The organism is Mesorhizobium sp. WSM4828 (assembly GCF_055811175.1).
This window is the reverse complement of record NZ_JBVVQK010000032.1, coordinates 1-17,069: the sequence shown is the minus strand read 5'-3', so window position 1 is coordinate 17,069 and position 17,069 is coordinate 1. Positions and strand designations below refer to the sequence as shown.

Here is a 17,069-nt window from a genome sequence, read left to right as displayed (position 1 = left end):
TCTAACCACCGACTGTGTGAGACGCGCTCGCTGATGTTCAGCTGAGTTCTTGGGCGAGTCCAATCAAAAGCCCTCCAGGCCCGCGGATGTAGCAGAGCCGATAGGTGTCTTGATACTGGACGACTTCGCCTACGAGCTGCGCGCCGCGGCTGCGGAGCTTTTCAAGCGTCTCGTCGATGTCGTCCACGGTGAACATGACGCGGAGATAGCCCAGGGCGTTAACTGGCGCGTTGCGGTGATCCACCACGACAGGCGGCCTGAGGAAGCGGGATAGCTCAAGCCGGCCATGGCCATCGGGCGTGCGCATCATGGCAATCTCGACGTGCTGATCGCCCAGTCCAGTGACGCGTCCGGCCCATTCACCTTCGATCATCGCCCGCCCTTCGAGCTCAAGGCCGAGCTCGCGAAAGAAATCAATCGTCCCTCCGAGGTCCTCGACGACGATACCTATGTTGTCCATCCGTTTGAGCGCCATGTCTCCAATCTCCAAGGTTTCGTCTAGATCGTCAAAGACATCTGCCGGTCTGGCTCAGCGCGTGTTCCGCTCAAACTCGAAAGCCCAATTGCAAATCGCTTGTTGCCTGCGAGCGAGCGGTAGATCGCCATTTAGTCGCTACACATGCGCCCGACCAAAAATCACTTTTCAAAAGTTTCCCGGACCCGTGCGCGATTGGCTACGATCAGTCCGGACACACCGCCATCGATGACCTCCGGAACGGCGCCGCGTCTGAAGGCTATAACCGGGGTCCCGCCGGCCATCGCCTCAATGGTCACGAGGCTGAACGGTTCCGGCCAGTCGATGGGACACGGCAGCGCTGTCGCACTGCCCAAAGAGTTCCGCCTTCTGCTGCTCGACCTCGCCTACGAACTCGGCATTTGAATGCTGAAGCACCTGTGGTTTCGATCCTGTCACTCCAAAATGATTCAATCGCGTCGATCTTGGCCGCGATCTTCAGCGGCATTCCGGCGCGCCCGGAAGTGCCGGGCCGCCTGGTTATGCCGATACGGCAGGTGTGCCTGTGTCAATCCGGTGATGGGGCCCCTGCGCGCAGTCCAATCACTAGCGGAAGGGACAGCACACACAGTCCCGCCATCATGAGGAACCCGGGCGGGCCATAGGCTCCATATAGCTGCCCTGATACCCAGACAAGGCCCGCGGTGGCGAGCCCCGGGCCCATCGCGTAGAGGGCCTGCGCGGTGGCGGCAAGATGTGCGGGCACGCTGCTGGCGATAACACGCATACAGGCAAGATGCAGCAGTGCGAAGGTTATGCCGTGAAGCGGTTGCACGAACGCAAGTATCCAGACCACCGCCGTTTCCGCTTCCACGACCCAGCGCAGGATTCCGGCCACCGCGGCCAGAGCGGCGACCCCGGCCACGCCAAGCCGGCGCAGTAGGATCGGCCCGACCACAAGGAACACCACCACCTCCGCCGTGACCGCTTCCGACCAAAGTATGCTGCTCGCCGCCGTGCCGACCCCGGCCGCTGTCCAGCGGATGACGGAGAAGGTGTCATGCATCGCGTGGCTGCCATAGATCAGCGCCGCAATCACCACGATGCGCCGGAAAGTCCGAAGATGGAGCAGCTCGCGGAGCCCGCCGATTACGTTTTGCCCGACCGGGTCCGCAGCCCGCTCGGCGCCAGTGTCTGATTCCGGCACCAGCGCGGCGGCACCCAGCGCTGCGGCGAGCAGCGCCGCGTACATCCATATTATCGCGTCCAGCTCGAAAACTCCGAGCACTTGGCCAGCCGCGAGGGTGCCAGCAACGAAGGCCGCTGATGCCGCACCCCGCACCCAACCATACTCAAAACCGGGCTCGCGCACCGATGCGCGCGCCGCAAGGGCGTCGGCGAGGGTTGTGATCGGTGCTAGCCCGGCCGACTGGGCCAGATAAACGGCCATCAGAAGAAAGAGAGCTTGCACGGCAGCCAGCCCAAGCGTCGCCGCCACCGCGATCCCGATGCAGACCGCCAGGGTGCCACGGAGAGCGCCGAGAATATCTGCAATTCGATTGGCAAGCGGTCCGGCAATCAGCCGGGCCGCGTTGCCTAACCCGAACAGAACGCCCAGCTCTTCAGGTGTCAGGCCACGCGCCTCAAAATACCGGGGCCAGAACGGGGACGCTATCCCGAATGCAGCATACATGAGGGCATAGAGCGCTAAAAACGCCAGCAGCGGGCCTAGACGTGCCATGCCAAAGTTCTGCCACGGACGTGCCTCGCGTTACAGGGGGAATTGGGATCTGGCGAGTGATGCTTCCTCTGCGAATACTGGGCCCGCTGAATTGGCTTCGACACGCTACGCTGACTCAGAATATGACCGCCTTGCGCCGACGCTCGCGGTGGAGGTGCACACCGGGCACGATCGAGCCATTCCGAATCGAAGTATTGAACGGAATGAATGCAGCGTGGTCCCTATGTGGATCACATCGCCGAGCTGCGTCAAGAAGATGTCGATTCCGTCATCACCCACCTCGGCGACCGTAGAGCCCGACGCACACAGGTGATCGAAATAAGCCGCCTCGTTTCCCGGATATTGCATGCCCGGGCTTGGCGGAGGTCTTTTCTGACCGTTGCTTTCCGTTACCAGTAGCGAACGGCACGGTATCGGTCGAGCCGATGGTATTGGCCGACGCGTTCTTGCGCTGCATGTTCGCCATTTTTGCTCCGATGTTGCAACCAAGTTCGAATGTCGCGTTGCTGGCAAAGTAGAAATGTCGCAAAGGGGCAATTCGCAGGGCAGGTCGCAGCAATCTAGAAGCGCGACAGTGACGCGCTTCTTGGCGTTGGTGCGTGTAGTGGCGATCATCGCTGTATGGTTGAGGTGTAGGTTATCTGTATTGCCCGCAAAGCGCTCATGACACGGATGGGAAAGCGCGACTGATCGCCGTCGCCTTTGTGGTGTTGACTTCTGTCTGTTCATCCTAAGCCTATGGCGTCCTCGAATGGATTGGGTCTGACCAAGGACCGCCTTCGCTTCGCTCAGTCTCGATCGTCTTCGCGCAACGACGCCGCTTCGTTTTCTTCCCCTGGCCGTACCACCCCACCACGCAGGCGGTGGCGGGGACCCCGGTTTGCGTCCATTCCTCGCGGCCCAAGAAAGCCTCGCGCCGTCGTCTTTCACTTCGTTTCAGCCACTTTGGGGTGCGGCCCAATCGTCCCCGGTCTCACGACCACCATCGAGGCCGCGATAGGCGCCGCCCGAGATAGCAGAAGGAACCACCACCATGGCGACGATCGGTACATTCTCCCGCACCGCGAACGGCTTCTCCGGCTCGGTCAAGACCCTGAACCTCAACGTCAAGACGGTGACTTTGACCCCGGCCGAAGGCGACAACGAGAAAGGTCCGGACTTCCGCATCTTTGCCGGCGCCACCGAGTTCGGAGCCGCATGGAAGAAGACCTCGCGCGAGGGCCGCGACTACCACTCCGTCAAGCTCGATGACCCGAGCTTCCCCGCTCCGATCTATGCAAGCCTGGTTGAGACCGACACTGACGGCGAGTTCTCGCTCATCTGGTCCCGACGCACTGCAGAGTGATCTGACCAACACGAAGCCCCGCTGCAAAGGTGGGGCTTCGCCATTTCAGGTCCGCTGCTGTCTGGCACATCGGTCGGGTGCAGCACGCTACGCTTTGACGAGTGCCTTTCGCGCCTTCTTCACCGGCGACTTGATTGCCGTTGCGGTTGTTGTCGCCGCCGCCGCGCGAGCACCTCGTTTTGGTTTTTCTGCCGCAACTGGTACGGGCGCTGCCTTGCGGCCGAGCCCGATTGATTTTGCCAGAGCCGAGCGGGTGGCTGCGTAGTTCGGCGCCACCATCGGGTAATCCGAGGGCAGGCTCCATTTCTGCCGGTATTGGTCAGGGCTCAGATTGTAATGCGTCCCGATATGTCGCTTCAAGGATTTGAACTTCTTCCCGTCCTCCAGGCAGATGATGAAATCAGGTGACACTGATTTCTTGATCGATACCGCCGGCTCCAGCTTGACTGCGGCCGGAGCGACAGGCGTGCCGATCCCTTGCAAGGCAACATAGGTGTCCCCAATCAGCTTCGACACCTCGCCGACCGGCAGCGGATTGTTCGACACGTAGGCGGAAACGATGTCGGCGGTAATTGCTACGAGATCATCGTTGTAGTTTCGGTCTGCAGGAACGGTCATCAAGTTTTCCTTTTTGTGTAAGGGCGCGCGTTCAAACGGATGAGCTGTTTATTGCCGATCAGGCAAACAATTCGTTATTTCCGCCAACAAACCTCATTCGTTGCAAATATCAAGCCGGCAAGCTTCGCTTCCATCGTTCTGTCCGGCCGCGATGACGTTGCTGATCGCGTCGGAGAAGCGAGATTTTCCGCTCGCGCGGGCAGGCGCCCAGACCTGGACACACCACCGCCAGAACGTATCGCTCCTGCGCTGCACGATTGAGCGACGAAAGTGCGCAACAATTACCGCCGCGACACTCGGCGGCCGCGGTCACCCTCGTCGCGCCGGCGTGAATTGGACCTTCGAGCGCAGTTCATCTGGAATGCATCGGAGCGTTCAGGTGGCTTCTATTATTATGTCGGCCAAGGTCACTGGCCTCGTTCGGGCGGCGGGGCGCAGCACCTAAAGCGGCCGAAGCATAGTCGAGCGTCTTGCTGCTCTTGCAGATGCCGTGCAGGGTGCCACCGCAGTGTCCGCAGGCGGGGCTGTGGACGTCGATGACCAGTTCAACGCGCAGCGGATGATCGGGCAACGGGCCGCGCTTTGGTTCGCTTTGCCGGGTTAATGGTCGCGCACTCGCTCGATATCCCTCGATGTCCTCCGCGAGCTCGAAACTCGTCGCGGGGTCCATGCGTTTGGAATCCGAGATGGGACCGTTTTCAGTTGCTCCTGGATTAGTGTGGCGAGCCGTCGAGGTCGCCTTGCGCATGTCGGTATGACCGAGCGCCAGGTGCGCCTTCACGCCCGCCCGGAACGACGATCATGATGCTTTCTCCTTACAGTGAGCTGCCGCTCACCGCAGTCGGAGTACTGCTGCCCGGTGCAAACACGCGCCGTCATCAGCCAGCTCAATCGCCACCATGCCGTCTGGCGGCTGCACCAGATCGCGCAAGGCCGCGAGCGCAGGCGGCTCATTTGCTGCGCCGTCGGCAAGCACCATGGTTGCCAACCGCCGCGCCTTGCGAGCGGTCAGGCCGACCTCGACCCGCCAGCGGAACCCACGCTGGTGGCGACGCGATGGCGGCGGCAGACCTGCGCGATGGCGACGCCGGGCTTCTACGTCTCCTGCACGATCGCCCGCTTCTGGTCTGAAGCGGCGCCGGCCGATCGCGTCCGGCGTCAAGCGGTGTTTGCGTCGCACGCAATCAGCAGCGCTGCTTAATCGGGCTCGGGCACTCGCGATGAAGCAGGGATCGCCACTCGGTTCCTTCGCCGGATTCTCCAGGCGATTGCGCCAGATCCGCAACGCATGAGGCGACAGACCAAGTGCAGCGGCATACTCCGCATGCCCCATGCCGCTCCAGTTCATCGCCTCGACATGCATGCTCCAGAACGCCCGCAGAGCGATCGGGCCGCTGTCCGTGCGCCTGCCGTAGCGATAGCCGCTTGCGTCGCTTCGGCGGCCCTTTCTTGCCTCACTTTTGCAACTTCTTCTGGCGCTGTTTCCGGGATATTCCGTACGTTTGCGCCGATCTTTCGGGCTCACCACATGACGCACCACAGCTCAAAAGTCGTCGTTGAAAGCTGGTGCCGCCAATATTCCCAGCCTCAAAAGGCCAGGTCGCGACATGCTTCGACCAGTACGAGTTGTTAGCCTTGTCCCAGGCACCTTGAGGCACCGCCGGAGATCCTCCTCGACAAGAAGGAACGTCACAGTTGCCAGATTGCCATCCGAAAGATGTGCAGGAGCCGGATGGTTGCGCGAGGGTGGATTAGGACAGCGAGGGTGCGAGGGTGGATTAGGACGGCCGCCCGTAATCGGGGCGGGCGCCTGGCGGGACGGCAAAGCTATGCGTCGGCCGCGGCGCGACTGGTGGTGGCTGGCGACTCGGCGGCAAGATCTGCGCCTGTGAAGCAACGCAGGAGGCGAACAATGGAATTCTTTTGTGGACTGGATGTTGCGATGGATGAGACGGCGGTGTGCGTCGTCGACGATCGCGGCGCGGTGCATCTGCAGGCGACGGCTCTGACCGATCCCGACGCGCTGCTGGCCGTGTTGAAGCCTTTCCTGCCGCGGCTGAGAAGGGTCGGTCACGAGGCCGGTTCGCTGTCGCCCTGGCTGCATCCGGAACTGCTGAAGCTCGGGCTTCCGGCGGTCTGTCTGGAGACGCAGCACGTGCGCGCGGCGATGTCGGCGCAACGCAACAAGACCGACGCGGCCGATGCGCTGGGCATTGCCCACATCATGCGCACCGGCTGGTTCCGGCACGCGCACGTCAAGTCGCAAGCCTGTTATCGGATGCGGTTGCTGCTGACGCACAGGCGCAATCTGAAGCGCAAGTTCCTCGATCTGGAGAGCGCCATCCGCCATTCGCTCTTCGGCATTCGCCTGAGCAAGGCCGGGCGGAAGGCTTTCGATCAGGCTGTGCGCGATGCGACGACTGGCGATGCGCTGACATCAGAGCTGATGGACGCCATGCTGACGGCACGCGCCGCGCTGTGGAAGCAGTACTGCCGGCTGCACGAGCTGGTCGTGAGGTTCGTCGCCCGCGACGAGCTATGCCACCGCTTCATGGCGATCCCCGGCGTCGGCCCGGTGACCGCGCTGAGCTTCATGACGGCGGTCGAGGACCCGTCCCGCTTCCGCCGCTCGCGCGACGTGGCAGCCTATTTTGGCCTGACGTCGCGGCGTTGGCAGTCGGGCACCTCGATCGACTCGCAGGGGCGTATATCGAAGGCCGGCGACGCGGAACGTCCGGCGCGCCCCCTACGAGGCGGCGTCGGCGCTGATGACGCGCTTCCGCGGCAAGGACAAGCTCAGGAGCTGGGGAACGATGCTCGCGAAGCGGGGCAATCACCGCATGGCGACCGTCGCGGTGGCGCGCAAGCTGGCGGTGATCATGCATGCCATGTGGACGGACGGGACGTGCTATGTCGGCGACCCGGCGGCGCGCGAAACCGACCTTGTTGCGCGCGCCCGGGTCAAGGCCTGGAAAACGCTTGGCGCAGCCCGATGAACGGCGCGACGACGCTTGACGTGCAACGACTGCGCAGCATGACAGACGCAAACTGAACACACGAGCTCCGCTGCGAAGCGGATGAGGACCGGTGCAGACCAGGAACGACGGGACGCACGCTATCTTGCTTGCGGCCGAGCCGATCGAAAGACGGCCGGACCGCGTTGGACTGCCTGTGATGATGCCCCGTGAATCCGATGGAAAGTTGCACCCCGACGGCAAAAGCGCTGCCAGCATGCAGCCCGAAAACGCCGTCGGCGAGTGCGGAGGACCGCACCGGCGCACCGGATCTCGGCCGTTTCGCGGACAAGCATGTTGCGGAAAGCCGCAAAGTGTTTTTGAGTAAAAAAGAGGAGAGACGACGATGGTGAAAAGAGTACCGGAAGCACAACCGATTAGGACAGCAAGATAAAGCGAGCTGGCGCTCGCCCTCGCTTTGCTCTAAGTGTCTGTCTGCACATTGTTTTTCCGGGCGGATGTCGACGCAACGCAGAATGACGCGAGGTGCGGGGTTGACGGTCTATGGCTATGCTGTTGATTGGAAAAGCAAAGCTGTCGTGCCGCAGCGATGTGCGATCGGTTGTTCTACGCCGCAGCAAGTCTTTGCGCGCCGTAGAACGCCCGGCGCTCCGGCCACCTTGAAGCACCAAATCCGACTCCCGATGCTGTCGTCATGGCAGATCGTGACAGCGACAGATTCGAGGTTCGCATTGGCCGGATCCGGCGCAGCAGCACGCCGGTCAATTCGCGCACGCTGCCCTTTCTGCGCCAGGTCGAGATTGCCATCCGCAAGCAGGGCGGCAATCCCAATCGCCTCGGCGCAAGCAGGAACGACGGGCAGGGGAGCGGCCGCTTCAACGCGCGGGGCCGCGGCGGCAAGGTGGCGGCAGGATTGCCGAAGGACGGCGGTAGGTGGAAGCAGGACTCCAATGGCGTTCGCTTTCGCTCCCGCCGCGTCGTGGTGAAGGCCCGCGTCGTCAAGCTGCCGGGACGAGGGAAGAGGACCAGCGCGCGGGGCCAAAAATTCGTGACGACCAGCAAGGCCGTCGATGCGCATCTGCGCTATCTCCAGCGCGACGGCGTGACCAGGGACGGCGAGAAGGGCCGGGTGTACTCGGCCGTCGACGACGAGGCCGACGGCAAGGCTTTTGTCGAGCGCGGGCGCGGCGACCGCCATCAGTTCCGCTTCATCGTTGCGCCTGAGGATGCCGCCGATATGGAAGACCTGCGCTCCTTCACCCGCGATCTCATGCGGCAGATGGAGAGCGACCTCAACACGCGCCTCGACTGGATCGCCGTCGACCACCACAACACCGGTCATCCGCACACCCATATCCTGGTGCGCGGCATCACCGACGACGGCAAGATCCTGAACATCGCCGGCGACTACATCGCCCATGGCATCCGCCACCGGGCAGGCCAGCTGGTGGAACGGGAACTCGGGCTGCAAAGCGAGCTCGAGGTCGCCCGCAAGCTGGCCAACGAGATCGGAGCCGAACGGCTGACCCGGCTCGACCGCATGCTGGTCGCCGAACAGCAGGAGCACGATCTTGTCGATCTCCGTCCCAATGCCAGCGACAGCTACACCATTTCCAGTAACCGCTATCTGCTGATCGATCGGGCGAAGAGACTGCAGCACTTCGGCCTGGCGAGCGAGATCGAGCCCGGCCGGTGGGTGGTCTCCGACAAAGCCGAAAGCACGCTGCGGGCGCTTGGCGAACGCAACGACATCATCAAGACCATGCACCGGGCGCTGGAGGAACACGGCCTCGCCGATGAGCGGGGTGCTGCGCAATATGTCATGCACCGGAAGACCATCACCGAGCCGGTCCTCGGCCGTGTACTCGCCAAGGGGCTCGCCGGTGATGAGATGAGCGACCGGCTGTCGCTGGTCATCGACGGCGTCGACGGGCGCACCCACTATGTCGAGACCGCGGATGCGGCAAAGTTCGACGACATCCAGCACGGTCATATCGTGGCGCTCGATCCGATCCTGCCAAAGCAGGAGCCACGTGCGGCCGACCGCAACATCAGCAGCGTAGCGGGCGAGGACGGCATCTATCGGCCGAGCCAACACCTGGAGGCGATCCGCGAGACATTTTTGCAGCAGGGCAAGGACCCGGACGCCTTCGTCCGTTTCCATGTCCGACGCCTCGAAGCACTGCGCCGGGCCGGCCATGTCGAGCGCATCGACGAAGACCACTGGCGCATTCCAAAAAACCTGTCCGAGCGCGGTATCGCCTATGATGGCCGGAACGCCGAGAAGGACTTTTCCGTCCGCGTGCTTTCGACGTTCGATCTTGATGCGCAGGTCGGCAGCGACGGTGCCACCTGGCTCGACCGGGAGCTTACGGCCACAAGCCCGGTGCCGCTGGTGAGGTCAGGTTTTGGTCTTGAGGTGGACACCGCGCTCGACAGGCGGGCCGCCCAGCTCGTCACGATGGGCCATGCCGAACGCGATCCAACCAGCGGGACCATCACCTTCGCGCGCGACCTTGTTGCTACGCTGGAGGGCCAGGAGGTCACGCGGGTCGGCAAGCAAATGGCCGCCGCACGCGGCCTCACCTTCGTGCCCGTTCAGCCCGGCAACCATGTCAGCGGTAGGCTGCTCGGCTCGGCCAACCTTGCCAGCGGGCGTTTCGCCATGCTGGACGACGGGCTCGGGTTTCAACTGGTGCCGTGGCAGCCCATGCTCGACAAGCGCATCGGCCAGCACATCAGCGGGGTCGTGCAAAGCAGCGGCGGCATCGACTGGAGCTTCGGCAGAAAGCGGGGGTTAGGGTTGTGAGAGCGCCCGTCGGCCGGCACTGTCACCTGTTGTTTTCGTCGGCAACAATTAGCCAAGCGTACTGGCAGACAGGTGTCAGATGGGGCCTCTTAAGCGGATACCATTTTCGGACAAGAACTCGATTCCGGCCCTCTCAAGCGTTTGCCTTATACTTATCAGATTGTTGGCGATCGGGATCCGCGCCCCTCGCTCAAAATCCGCAATCGTCTGTCGAGCAACATTTGCCGCTTTAGCTAATTCGTCTTGGCTCCACCCAAGCATCGCCCGAGCGCCGCGACACTGCTCTATCGTTAGCGCATTTTGCAAGGCTTACAATCCGATTGACGTCAATCAATTTGTATAAGAGGATATTTTCCAAATCGGCCGAGCTGAGCGCTGACACGCTTAGCCCGACCTGACCACAACCAAGCTGTTAGGAGCTCGGATCATGGCTGATTCCGACAATACCACGACTCTGCCTTTCGTCACCCGTAGGCAAGTGCTTGCGGGAGGAATGACCGCGTCCACCGCTTCAATGCTTGAGAAAAGTACTCTTGCCGGCAACGCTACCGCGACGAACATGTCCCTCTTCGACCCAGCGCTGGCGCTTTGTCGGGAATGGCAGACAGCCCACAGGCTGAGCGAGCGGCTTTGCCGCGAGCAACAGCGTCTGGAGACGAGGCTTGTCGAGAGCGTCGGCTTTCCTCGCGCGACCGTCCGCCTGCCCGCGGGTGAGGACGTGACGGTCCACTCGATCGAGATGCTCAATGAAGTACTCGGCAAAGGGCCGGACATGGTGGCTCTCCGCGAGAAGGCCGAAGCTGATTTCGCGGCGCATCAAGCACGCTGGGATGCGGCTGCCGAGGAGAATGGTTACACCGCCGCGCTCAGAGCTGAGCGTGACGCTTGCGACCGGGCACAGGATCTGCTGGAAGCGTTCTCAACGACTCCCGCTACGACCCTCGCCGGTGTAGCGGGCAAGCTCGACGCCGTGTTGCGAGAGGGCGAGGCCTGGGAGGAATGCTCCGAATTCCCATGGCTGCAAATCCGCTCGGCACTCAGCGATTTGATACGCATCGCAGAGCAGATGACGCCGGAACAGGTCTTTAAAGGCGAGCAGCGTCCCAAGCTCTGGCGGGCTGGCTGCTGTTTCAGCGCCTGAAAGACGAAGAAGGAGGCGAGATATGAAGATCCGCCCAACCCAACTTCCAGCTTCGCATCGCGGTGGCGCGTGCCGCGCCAGCCTTGATCGGCAGTTTTCGGTCCGACGGACGCTTCGGACGCACGTGCGATACCGCTCCATTTCTCAGGGAGCGTTAATCCGGCAATTCGTCGCCCTTGATCGGCGCCTTCCCTTTGCCGGCCCGTTTCAGGATGTCCAGCGCCTTTGGGATGTCGGCACGGGCAGCGCGTTCCTGAAAGTAACTTTCCGTGCGCAGCGCCGAAAGCTTCTCGGCGACTGCCACATTAATGAACTGGTTGAGCGGCACGCCTTCGCTCTCCGCCACCTTGCGCGCCTCATCGAGAAGCGAGAGCTGAAGCCGCAGTGCGAAATTGCTTCTCCTCATGTCTTTCTCTCCAATCGTCTCGGCGCCTCGCCCGGCGACAGGACCATGATACCGAAGCGATCGGCCACCTTGCCGAAGTCGCGCAGGTTGAACGTCACGATAGCATCCGCCCGTCCATTTACCGCAGCTTCCAGCAGCATGTCGTCGTCCGGGTCGCGCACGGCGGGCCGCCAGAGGAAGACAAGGCGAACCGGCTCGGCGACGGCCGTCACGGTATCTAGAAACGCGTTCACTTCCTCGGCCGACAGGCCGGAAGCCTCAAGGTGCTCAGGTCTTGTCATGACCGCCTGGTACTCGATCATCAGCGTCACCGAAGCGATGAGCGTCAGCCGGCGATCCAAGGCCGCCACCAACAGTTGGCGCGAGGCGCCAGCGTCACTTCGGATCGCAGCCACCATGGTCGCCGTATCGAAAAGCAGTCTCATGCAGGCATATTGGATATCGCGTGCGATATTGCTAGAGAGCGCAGAGCTTTTGGTAATAGTCCGGCTTCGAATTTCCCAAATCGCAGCGCGCAAGTATTTTCACGCCACACTACGACCGCGCGGCAACTGAACTTGTCTTGCCGATCATCACGCCGCTCAATGCCCTTGATCTACACAGAACAGCGGGCATGCCATGGTGGACGAGGCCAAACCTGGGAACGACAGCGCAAGCCATGATTACAGGGCTGACATGTCGGCACGAGACATGGCTGAACGAGCCGTCCTGTCGATCGCCCGTTTGTTGGGTCGGCGGGTTGCTCGGGAGCATTTTGAACAATTGCATGCGGCCAATGACAACAAAGTTCATCCTCTTGAGAAAAGACCGTCAGAATGGGAGGATGGGGACGGCGGCGGACATTAGCAGACAGAGGCAGAGGAGCGATCCATGACCCGTGTCGCGCTGTATGCTCGTTACTCATCCGACAACCAGCGCGAAGCCTCTATCGAGGATCAGCTGCGGCTTTGCCGAGAGCACGCGGACAGGGAGAAATGGACTGTCGTTGGGACCTATGCCGATGCCGCCGTGTCCGGTGCAAGCATCATCCGCCGACCAGACATCCAGCGGCTTCTAGCCGATGCTCAAAGCGGGCAATTCGAGATCGTTCTAGCCGAGGCACTCGATCGCTTGTCACGCGACCAGGAGGACGTAGCCGGCCTCTTCAAGCGACTGCGCTTTGCCGGTGTCAGGATCGTCACTCTCTCGGAGGGTGCTGTAGACGAACTGCACGTCGGCCTGAAAGGAACGATGAACGCGTTGTTCCTGCGCGATCTTGCCGCCAAAATCAGGCGGGGCCAAAGCGGCCGCATATTGAACGGCTACAACGCCGGCGGCCTCTCCTACGGCTATCGCGTGGTCAAAAAGCTCGATGAACGCGGCGAACCTATCCGCGGTCTGCGCGAGATCGATGAGGATCAAGCCGAGGTCGTGCGTCGGATTTTTCTGGAGTTCGCGGCTGGCAAATCGGCACGTACGATAGCCGCAGGCCTCAACAAGGAAGGTATCCCATCACCGTTTGGCGGTGCGTGGGGCGCCTCGACCATAAATGGCAATCTCAAGCGGCGAAGCGGCTTTCTCTATAACGAAGCCTATATCGGGCTGCTCGTCTTCAATCGTCTCCAAATGCGCAAGGATCCCGAGACTGGGAAGCGCATCTCGCGACCGAATCCGCCGGAAGCCTGGCAGGTCGTTGAAGTGCCGCATCTGCGTATCATCGACGATGAGCTGTGGGATACGGTGCAAGCCCGCAAGAAGCTCTATGGAGGCATGAAACTCCATCACCGCCGACGGCCGAAGCACATGTTCTCGGGGCTTGTGCGGTGCGGCTGCTGTAGCGCTTCCTATACGGTGAAGAACAGCGACCAGCTTGCTTGCGCCGCCCACCGTGAGAAAGGCACTTGTACCAATAACAGGACGATCCGTGTTGGCGAGCTTGAGAAGCGTGTGCTTGAAGGCATCCAGCGGCGCTTGCTGGCGCCAGATGCCACTGCGGGCTTCCTTGCTGAATATCATGCCGAGCATAAGCGACTGAACGCCATGAACCGCGAACGGCAAAGGGAAGTCGAAAGGCGGCATGCCGGCATCGACAGGCAGATCGTTAACATCGTCGATGCTATCGCTGACGGTGTCGCGACGACCAGCATGAAATCGAAGCTACTGGCCCTCGAGCGCGAAAAGGAGAATCTGGCCCGAGAGCTTCAGGCGATGGCGGCCGCAGAAAGCATTGTGGAGTTTCATCCGGCAGCGGTGACGGTTTACCGTCGGCAAGTATCCGAGCTCCAGGACGCGTTGCAGTCCGATGAGCGTGAGCGGCACGAGGCGGCGAAGATCATCCGCTCACTGGTCACGGGGATCGAGGTCATTCCGACGGAGGGTCGGGGACAGGTTGAGCTGAAAGTCCGCGGTGCGCTGGCGGAGCTTCTCAGCCTGCCAAATCGCAAGCCGGGAGAGGCGCCCAACGCTGCAGTGATGGTAGCGGGAGAGGGACTTGAACCCCCGACCCCAGGATTATGATTCCCGTGCTCTAACCAACTGAGCTACCCCGCCAGGGCGGCGAAGGCCCGAAATCCAGCTTAAATCGGCAGGCATATCGGCGCATTCGCCAAGGTCGCGCGGATATAAGGTTGCGAGGCCAAGCCTGTCAAGCATCGAAGTGGCTGCCGCGCCGGCATATTGCTGGCGCCTAAAGCTTTGCCGGGCAGACATTTGGGCGCACAGGCCGGGGTTGAGTTCAGCGAGGCACGTCGCTATGTCTCGGCCACGAAAGCCATGGTCAAGAATTGATGAAACCGCGCATTGCAGTCCTCGGTTGCGGATACTGGGGCAGCAACCACATCCGCACCCTCAAGGCGCTCGGCGCGCTGCATGCGGTTTCGGACGTCAATCCGGCGCGTGCGGAGGGTTTTGCCAGCGAGCAGGATTGCCTGGCGATCGAGCCAGAGGCGCTGTTTGCCCGCGACGATGTCGATGCCATTGTCATGGCGCTGCCGCCGCAGTTCCATGCCGACATGGCGGTGCGCGCCGTGCTCGGCGGCAAGGACGTTCTGGTGGAGAAGCCGATCGCGCTGACGGTGGCCGATGCCGAGCGCTCGGTGCAGACGGCCGCCGACAATGCTCGTGTCTTCATGGTCGGCCACGTGCTGCGCTTCCATCCCGCCTTCGAGACGCTGAAGGCGCTGATCGACAATGGCGAGCTAGGCGAGGTCCGCTACATCCACTCGCATCGGCTCGGCCTCGGCAAGTTCCACACCGAAAACGACGCGTTGTGGGATCTGGCGCCGCATGATCTGTCGATGATCCTGGCCATCACCGGCACCGAGCCGGTCGAGGTGCGTGGCGAAGGCGCTGCTCTTCTCGACAATCTCAGCGATTTTGCGCATCTGCACATGCGCTTTCCCAACGGCCTGCGCGGCCATCTGTTTGCCTCGCGGCTCAACCCTTACCGCGAACGGCGGCTGACCGTTGTCGGCACCAAGGCGATGGCGGTGTTTGACGACGTCGAGCCGTGGGAGCGCAAGCTTGCCGTCTACCGCCACGCGGTCTGGCAGGACAGCGGCCAATGGGCGTTCACCGCCAACGAGCCGTCCTATGTGGCGGTCGGCGAGGGCATGCCGCTGACGCGCGAGCTGGAGCATTTCATCCACTGCATCGAAACGCGGGCCGAACCGCGCACCAGCGGCGAGGAAGCCATCAGGGTGCTGCGCATCCTGACCGCCGGCACCGTCGCCCATACAAGGTCCTAAGCGAAACGCCGCCTATTCGGCGGGAACCCGCGCCGGCTGGACGGCCAGCCGCGTCAGCATCGCCTCGGCTTCGGCACCGCGCTCGGAGCGCTCGATGAAGCCGCCGCCGAACACACGCGCCTCGTTGCCATCGTCGGAATAGAGCACGCAAGCCTGTCCGGGCGCGATGCCGGATTCGCCGTCGACCAGCTCCACCGAAGTGACGCCGGCGCGGTGATGCAGCACGGCTGGGCGCGGCGGCCGCGTCGAGCGCACCTTGGCAAAAAGCTCAAGCCCGGTCGCCGGGATAGCTGTCAGCGGGCCATCGCCCAGCCAGTTCATGTTGCGCAAGAAGATCTTGTGGGTCTCCAGCGCCTCGCGCGGGCCGACCACGACACGGGCCCGGTCGGCGTCGAGATGAACGACGTAGAGCGGCTCGCCCGAGGCGATGCCGATGCCGCGGCGCTGACCGACGGTGTAGCGCAAAATGCCCTCGTGGCGGCCAAGCACGCGCCCGTCTATATGGACGATGTCGCCCGGATTGGCGGCAGCGGGCTTCAGCTTGGCGATGATGTCGGAATATTTGCCCTGCGGCACGAAGCAGATATCCTGGCTGTCCTGCTTGGCGGCGACTGTCAGTCCCATCTCCTCGGCGATGGCGCGAACCTCAGGCTTCGACAGGCCGCCGAGCGGAAAGCGCAGATAGTCGATCTGCGCCTGGGTGGTGGCGAACAGGAAGTAGCTCTGGTCGCGGTCGGCGTCGACCGGCCGGTAAAGCGCGCGGTGGGCGCCATTGGCGCCGGAACGGATGTAGTGGCCGGTGGCCAGCGCGTCGGCGCCGAGTTCCTTGGCGGTCGCAAGCAGGTCGGCGAACTTCACCGTCTGATTGCAGGAAACGCAAGGGATCGGCGTTTCGCCGGCGACATAGCTCTCGGCGAACGGGTCGATCACCGCCTTGCGGAAGCGCTCCTCGTAATCGAGGACATAGTGCGGGATGCCGAGCGTCTCGGAGACGCGACGGGCATCGTCGATGTCCTGGCCGGCGCAGCATGAGCCGGCCCGATGCGTTGCCGCGCCGTGGTCATAAAGCTGCAGCGTAACGCCGACGACGTCGTAGCCCTCGCGCTTCACGAGACCGGCAACGACCGACGAATCGACACCGCCCGACATGGCGACGACGACGCGGGTGTTTTCGGGGCGTCCGGGAAGGTCGAGGCTGTTCATGGTTCTTTCGTTCTGCGCGGCGCTTCAATGCCAATGGCCGGAATATAGGTCAAGCGTCTCGGCTGCGCCAGCTTTGCCGGGGCGGCTCATTTTTCCTGCCGGGTTCAACGCGCTTGCCGGCAGATGTTTCAAATGCCGATGAAAAGGCTAACGCCGCGTTCATGATCCTTACCTAACCATTAGGGTCTGCTTAGGCAAATTTTAAAGCTGTGGCGGTAATGTGGTGGGGATTGGGTCTTTGAGTTTTTTGTAGAGAGTACGATGACCGATCTAATTAGACCGCGAGTCAAATATGTTATCGGGCCAGACGGCAGCCCACTTACCATCGCCGATCTGCCGCCGACAAACACACGTCGCTGGGTTATCCGGCGCAAGGCGGAAGTTGTGGCGGCGGTGCGTGGCGGGCTTTTGAGCCTCGAAGAGGCGTGCCAGCGCTACAAGCTCACCACCGAGGAATTCCTGTCCTGGCAGGCGTCGATCGACGAATATGGCCTTGCCGGCCTGCGCACCACGCGCATTCAGCAATACCGGCATTAGATCGGTCCAAGCAGTGATAGAGGGCGCGGTCGGCGCCCTTTTGTTGTGTGCCGAGCATGATCGACAGCTTGGAGGTGCAAGTCCTCTACCCAGCCTGATGACGGCGAAGGGTTAG

16 protein-coding genes, 1 tRNA gene and 1 pseudogene are annotated in these 17,069 nt (G+C 62.3%); 7 read left to right on the top strand and 11 right to left on the bottom strand.

From position 1 onward, the window contains the following. Window positions 1-37: 37 nt before the first annotated feature. The 3 genes from AC0L2X_RS27200 to AC0L2X_RS27190 all read right to left on the bottom strand — a co-directional run bounded on the left by AC0L2X_RS27200 (window position 38) and on the right by AC0L2X_RS27190 (window position 2,195). Entirely contained in the window at window positions 38-475 is a 438-nt protein-coding gene (locus AC0L2X_RS27200) for a VOC family protein (RefSeq protein ID WP_473562215.1), read from the bottom strand. Between the two features lie 161 nt (window positions 476-636). After that, complete coding sequence (locus AC0L2X_RS27195; RefSeq protein ID WP_473562214.1) at window positions 637-774, bottom strand: glycosyltransferase; 138 nt, start codon at window positions 772-774, stop codon at window positions 637-639. A 248-nt stretch (window positions 775-1,022) separates the two neighbouring features. Further along, entirely contained in the window at window positions 1,023-2,195 is a 1,173-nt protein-coding gene (locus AC0L2X_RS27190) for an MFS transporter (RefSeq protein WP_473562213.1), read from the bottom strand. Between the two features lie 1,033 nt (window positions 2,196-3,228). Here AC0L2X_RS27190 and AC0L2X_RS27185 point away from each other — a divergent pair. Beyond that, the gene (locus AC0L2X_RS27185) at window positions 3,229-3,540 is read left to right on the top strand and encodes a DUF736 domain-containing protein (protein ID WP_473600682.1); all 312 of its coding nucleotides are present in this window, start codon (window positions 3,229-3,231) and stop codon (window positions 3,538-3,540) included. An 87-nt stretch (window positions 3,541-3,627) separates the two neighbouring features. On the opposite strand, the gene AC0L2X_RS27180 is transcribed toward AC0L2X_RS27185, so the two are convergent. The 3 genes from AC0L2X_RS27180 to AC0L2X_RS27170 form a co-directional block, all read right to left on the bottom strand. Beyond that, entirely contained in the window at window positions 3,628-4,158 is a 531-nt protein-coding gene (locus AC0L2X_RS27180) for a Ros/MucR family transcriptional regulator (protein ID WP_473562331.1), read from the bottom strand. A gap of 352 nt (window positions 4,159-4,510) precedes the next feature. Continuing rightward, on the bottom strand, window positions 4,511-4,906 hold the full coding sequence (locus AC0L2X_RS27175; RefSeq protein WP_473562300.1) for a hypothetical protein: 396 nt from the start codon (window positions 4,904-4,906) through the stop codon (window positions 4,511-4,513). An 84-nt stretch (window positions 4,907-4,990) separates the two neighbouring features. Further along, the gene (locus AC0L2X_RS27170; RefSeq protein ID WP_473562301.1) at window positions 4,991-5,521 is read right to left on the bottom strand and encodes a hypothetical protein; all 531 of its coding nucleotides are present in this window, start codon (window positions 5,519-5,521) and stop codon (window positions 4,991-4,993) included. Window positions 5,522-6,070: 549 nt separating this feature from the next. Here AC0L2X_RS27170 and AC0L2X_RS27165 point away from each other — a divergent pair. Together AC0L2X_RS27165 and AC0L2X_RS27160 are read left to right on the top strand one after the other, a co-directional pair. Continuing rightward, window positions 6,071-7,154 (top strand): annotated as a pseudogene (locus AC0L2X_RS27165) (IS110 family RNA-guided transposase). Window positions 7,155-7,827: 673 nt separating this feature from the next. Next, window positions 7,828-9,942 carry a DUF3363 domain-containing protein gene (locus AC0L2X_RS27160; RefSeq protein WP_473600681.1) on the top strand — a complete coding sequence of 705 codons (2,115 nt, stop codon included), beginning with the start codon at window positions 7,828-7,830 and terminating at the stop codon, window positions 9,940-9,942. A 75-nt stretch (window positions 9,943-10,017) separates the two neighbouring features. Here the strand turns inward: AC0L2X_RS27160 and AC0L2X_RS27155 are convergent, their stop codons facing one another. Next, window positions 10,018-10,203: a helix-turn-helix transcriptional regulator gene (locus AC0L2X_RS27155; RefSeq protein ID WP_473562282.1), complete on the bottom strand. Its 186-nt coding sequence runs from the start codon at window positions 10,201-10,203 to the stop codon at window positions 10,018-10,020. A gap of 166 nt (window positions 10,204-10,369) precedes the next feature. Here AC0L2X_RS27155 and AC0L2X_RS27150 point away from each other — a divergent pair, with 166 nt between their 5' ends. Further along, window positions 10,370-11,083, top strand: coding sequence for a hypothetical protein (locus tag AC0L2X_RS27150; RefSeq protein WP_473562277.1), 714 nt, complete (start codon window positions 10,370-10,372; stop codon window positions 11,081-11,083). A 154-nt stretch (window positions 11,084-11,237) separates the two neighbouring features. Here the strand turns inward: AC0L2X_RS27150 and AC0L2X_RS27145 are convergent, their stop codons facing one another. Together AC0L2X_RS27145 and AC0L2X_RS27140 are read right to left on the bottom strand one after the other, a co-directional pair. Beyond that, entirely contained in the window at window positions 11,238-11,489 is a 252-nt protein-coding gene (locus AC0L2X_RS27145; protein ID WP_140533520.1) for a hypothetical protein, read from the bottom strand. Next, a complete protein-coding gene (locus AC0L2X_RS27140) occupies window positions 11,486-12,007 on the bottom strand; it encodes a putative toxin-antitoxin system toxin component, PIN family (RefSeq protein WP_473600680.1) in 522 nt (173 codons plus the stop codon). Before AC0L2X_RS27140 ends, AC0L2X_RS27145 begins: the two co-directional genes overlap by 4 nt. Before the next feature lie 352 nt (window positions 12,008-12,359). Here AC0L2X_RS27140 and AC0L2X_RS27135 point away from each other — a divergent pair, with 352 nt between their 5' ends. Then, entirely contained in the window at window positions 12,360-13,985 is a 1,626-nt protein-coding gene (locus tag AC0L2X_RS27135; RefSeq protein ID WP_473562283.1) for a recombinase family protein, read from the top strand. On the opposite strand, the gene AC0L2X_RS27130 is transcribed toward AC0L2X_RS27135, so the two are convergent. Beyond that, a tRNA-Met gene (locus tag AC0L2X_RS27130) sits at window positions 13,942-14,018 on the bottom strand. The genes AC0L2X_RS27135 and AC0L2X_RS27130 overlap by 44 nt on opposite strands. A gap of 236 nt (window positions 14,019-14,254) precedes the next feature. Between AC0L2X_RS27130 and AC0L2X_RS27125 the strand changes: the two genes are divergently transcribed. Then, complete coding sequence (locus AC0L2X_RS27125; protein WP_473562279.1) at window positions 14,255-15,214, top strand: Gfo/Idh/MocA family protein; 960 nt, start codon at window positions 14,255-14,257, stop codon at window positions 15,212-15,214. Window positions 15,215-15,226: 12 nt separating this feature from the next. Here AC0L2X_RS27125 and mnmA read toward each other — a convergent pair whose 3' ends face one another. After that, entirely contained in the window at window positions 15,227-16,417 is a 1,191-nt protein-coding gene (gene mnmA, locus AC0L2X_RS27120) for a tRNA 2-thiouridine(34) synthase MnmA (RefSeq protein ID WP_473562280.1), read from the bottom strand. 261 nt (window positions 16,418-16,678) lie between these two features. Here mnmA and sciP point away from each other — a divergent pair, with 261 nt between their 5' ends. Beyond that, the gene (sciP, locus tag AC0L2X_RS27115) at window positions 16,679-16,954 is read left to right on the top strand and encodes a CtrA inhibitor SciP (protein ID WP_023679563.1); all 276 of its coding nucleotides are present in this window, start codon (window positions 16,679-16,681) and stop codon (window positions 16,952-16,954) included. Window positions 16,955-17,069: the final 115 nt, after the last annotated feature.

Coding starts and splice junctions, on each gene's coding strand:
- AC0L2X_RS27200 (WP_473562215.1), bottom strand. CDS start 475: ATGGCGCTCAAACGGATGGACAACATAGGTATCGTCGTCGAGGACCTC.
- AC0L2X_RS27190 (WP_473562213.1), bottom strand. CDS start 2,195: ATGGCACGTCTAGGCCCGCTGCTGGCGTTTTTAGCGCTCTATGCCCTC.
- AC0L2X_RS27185 (WP_473600682.1), top strand. CDS start 3,229: ATGGCGACGATCGGTACATTCTCCCGCACCGCGAACGGCTTCTCCGGC.
- AC0L2X_RS27180 (WP_473562331.1), bottom strand. CDS start 4,158: ATGACCGTTCCTGCAGACCGAAACTACAACGATGATCTCGTAGCAATT.
- AC0L2X_RS27175 (WP_473562300.1), bottom strand. CDS start 4,906: ATGCGCAAGGCGACCTCGACGGCTCGCCACACTAATCCAGGAGCAACT.
- AC0L2X_RS27170 (WP_473562301.1), bottom strand. CDS start 5,521: ATGCATGTCGAGGCGATGAACTGGAGCGGCATGGGGCATGCGGAGTAT.
- AC0L2X_RS27160 (WP_473600681.1), top strand. CDS start 7,828: ATGGCAGATCGTGACAGCGACAGATTCGAGGTTCGCATTGGCCGGATC.
- AC0L2X_RS27155 (WP_473562282.1), bottom strand. CDS start 10,203: ATGCTTGGGTGGAGCCAAGACGAATTAGCTAAAGCGGCAAATGTTGCT.
- AC0L2X_RS27150 (WP_473562277.1), top strand. CDS start 10,370: ATGGCTGATTCCGACAATACCACGACTCTGCCTTTCGTCACCCGTAGG.
- AC0L2X_RS27145 (WP_140533520.1), bottom strand. CDS start 11,489: ATGAGGAGAAGCAATTTCGCACTGCGGCTTCAGCTCTCGCTTCTCGAT.
- AC0L2X_RS27135 (WP_473562283.1), top strand. CDS start 12,360: ATGACCCGTGTCGCGCTGTATGCTCGTTACTCATCCGACAACCAGCGC.
- AC0L2X_RS27125 (WP_473562279.1), top strand. CDS start 14,255: ATGAAACCGCGCATTGCAGTCCTCGGTTGCGGATACTGGGGCAGCAAC.
- mnmA (WP_473562280.1), bottom strand. CDS start 16,417: ATGAACAGCCTCGACCTTCCCGGACGCCCCGAAAACACCCGCGTCGTC.
- sciP (WP_023679563.1), top strand. CDS start 16,679: ATGACCGATCTAATTAGACCGCGAGTCAAATATGTTATCGGGCCAGAC.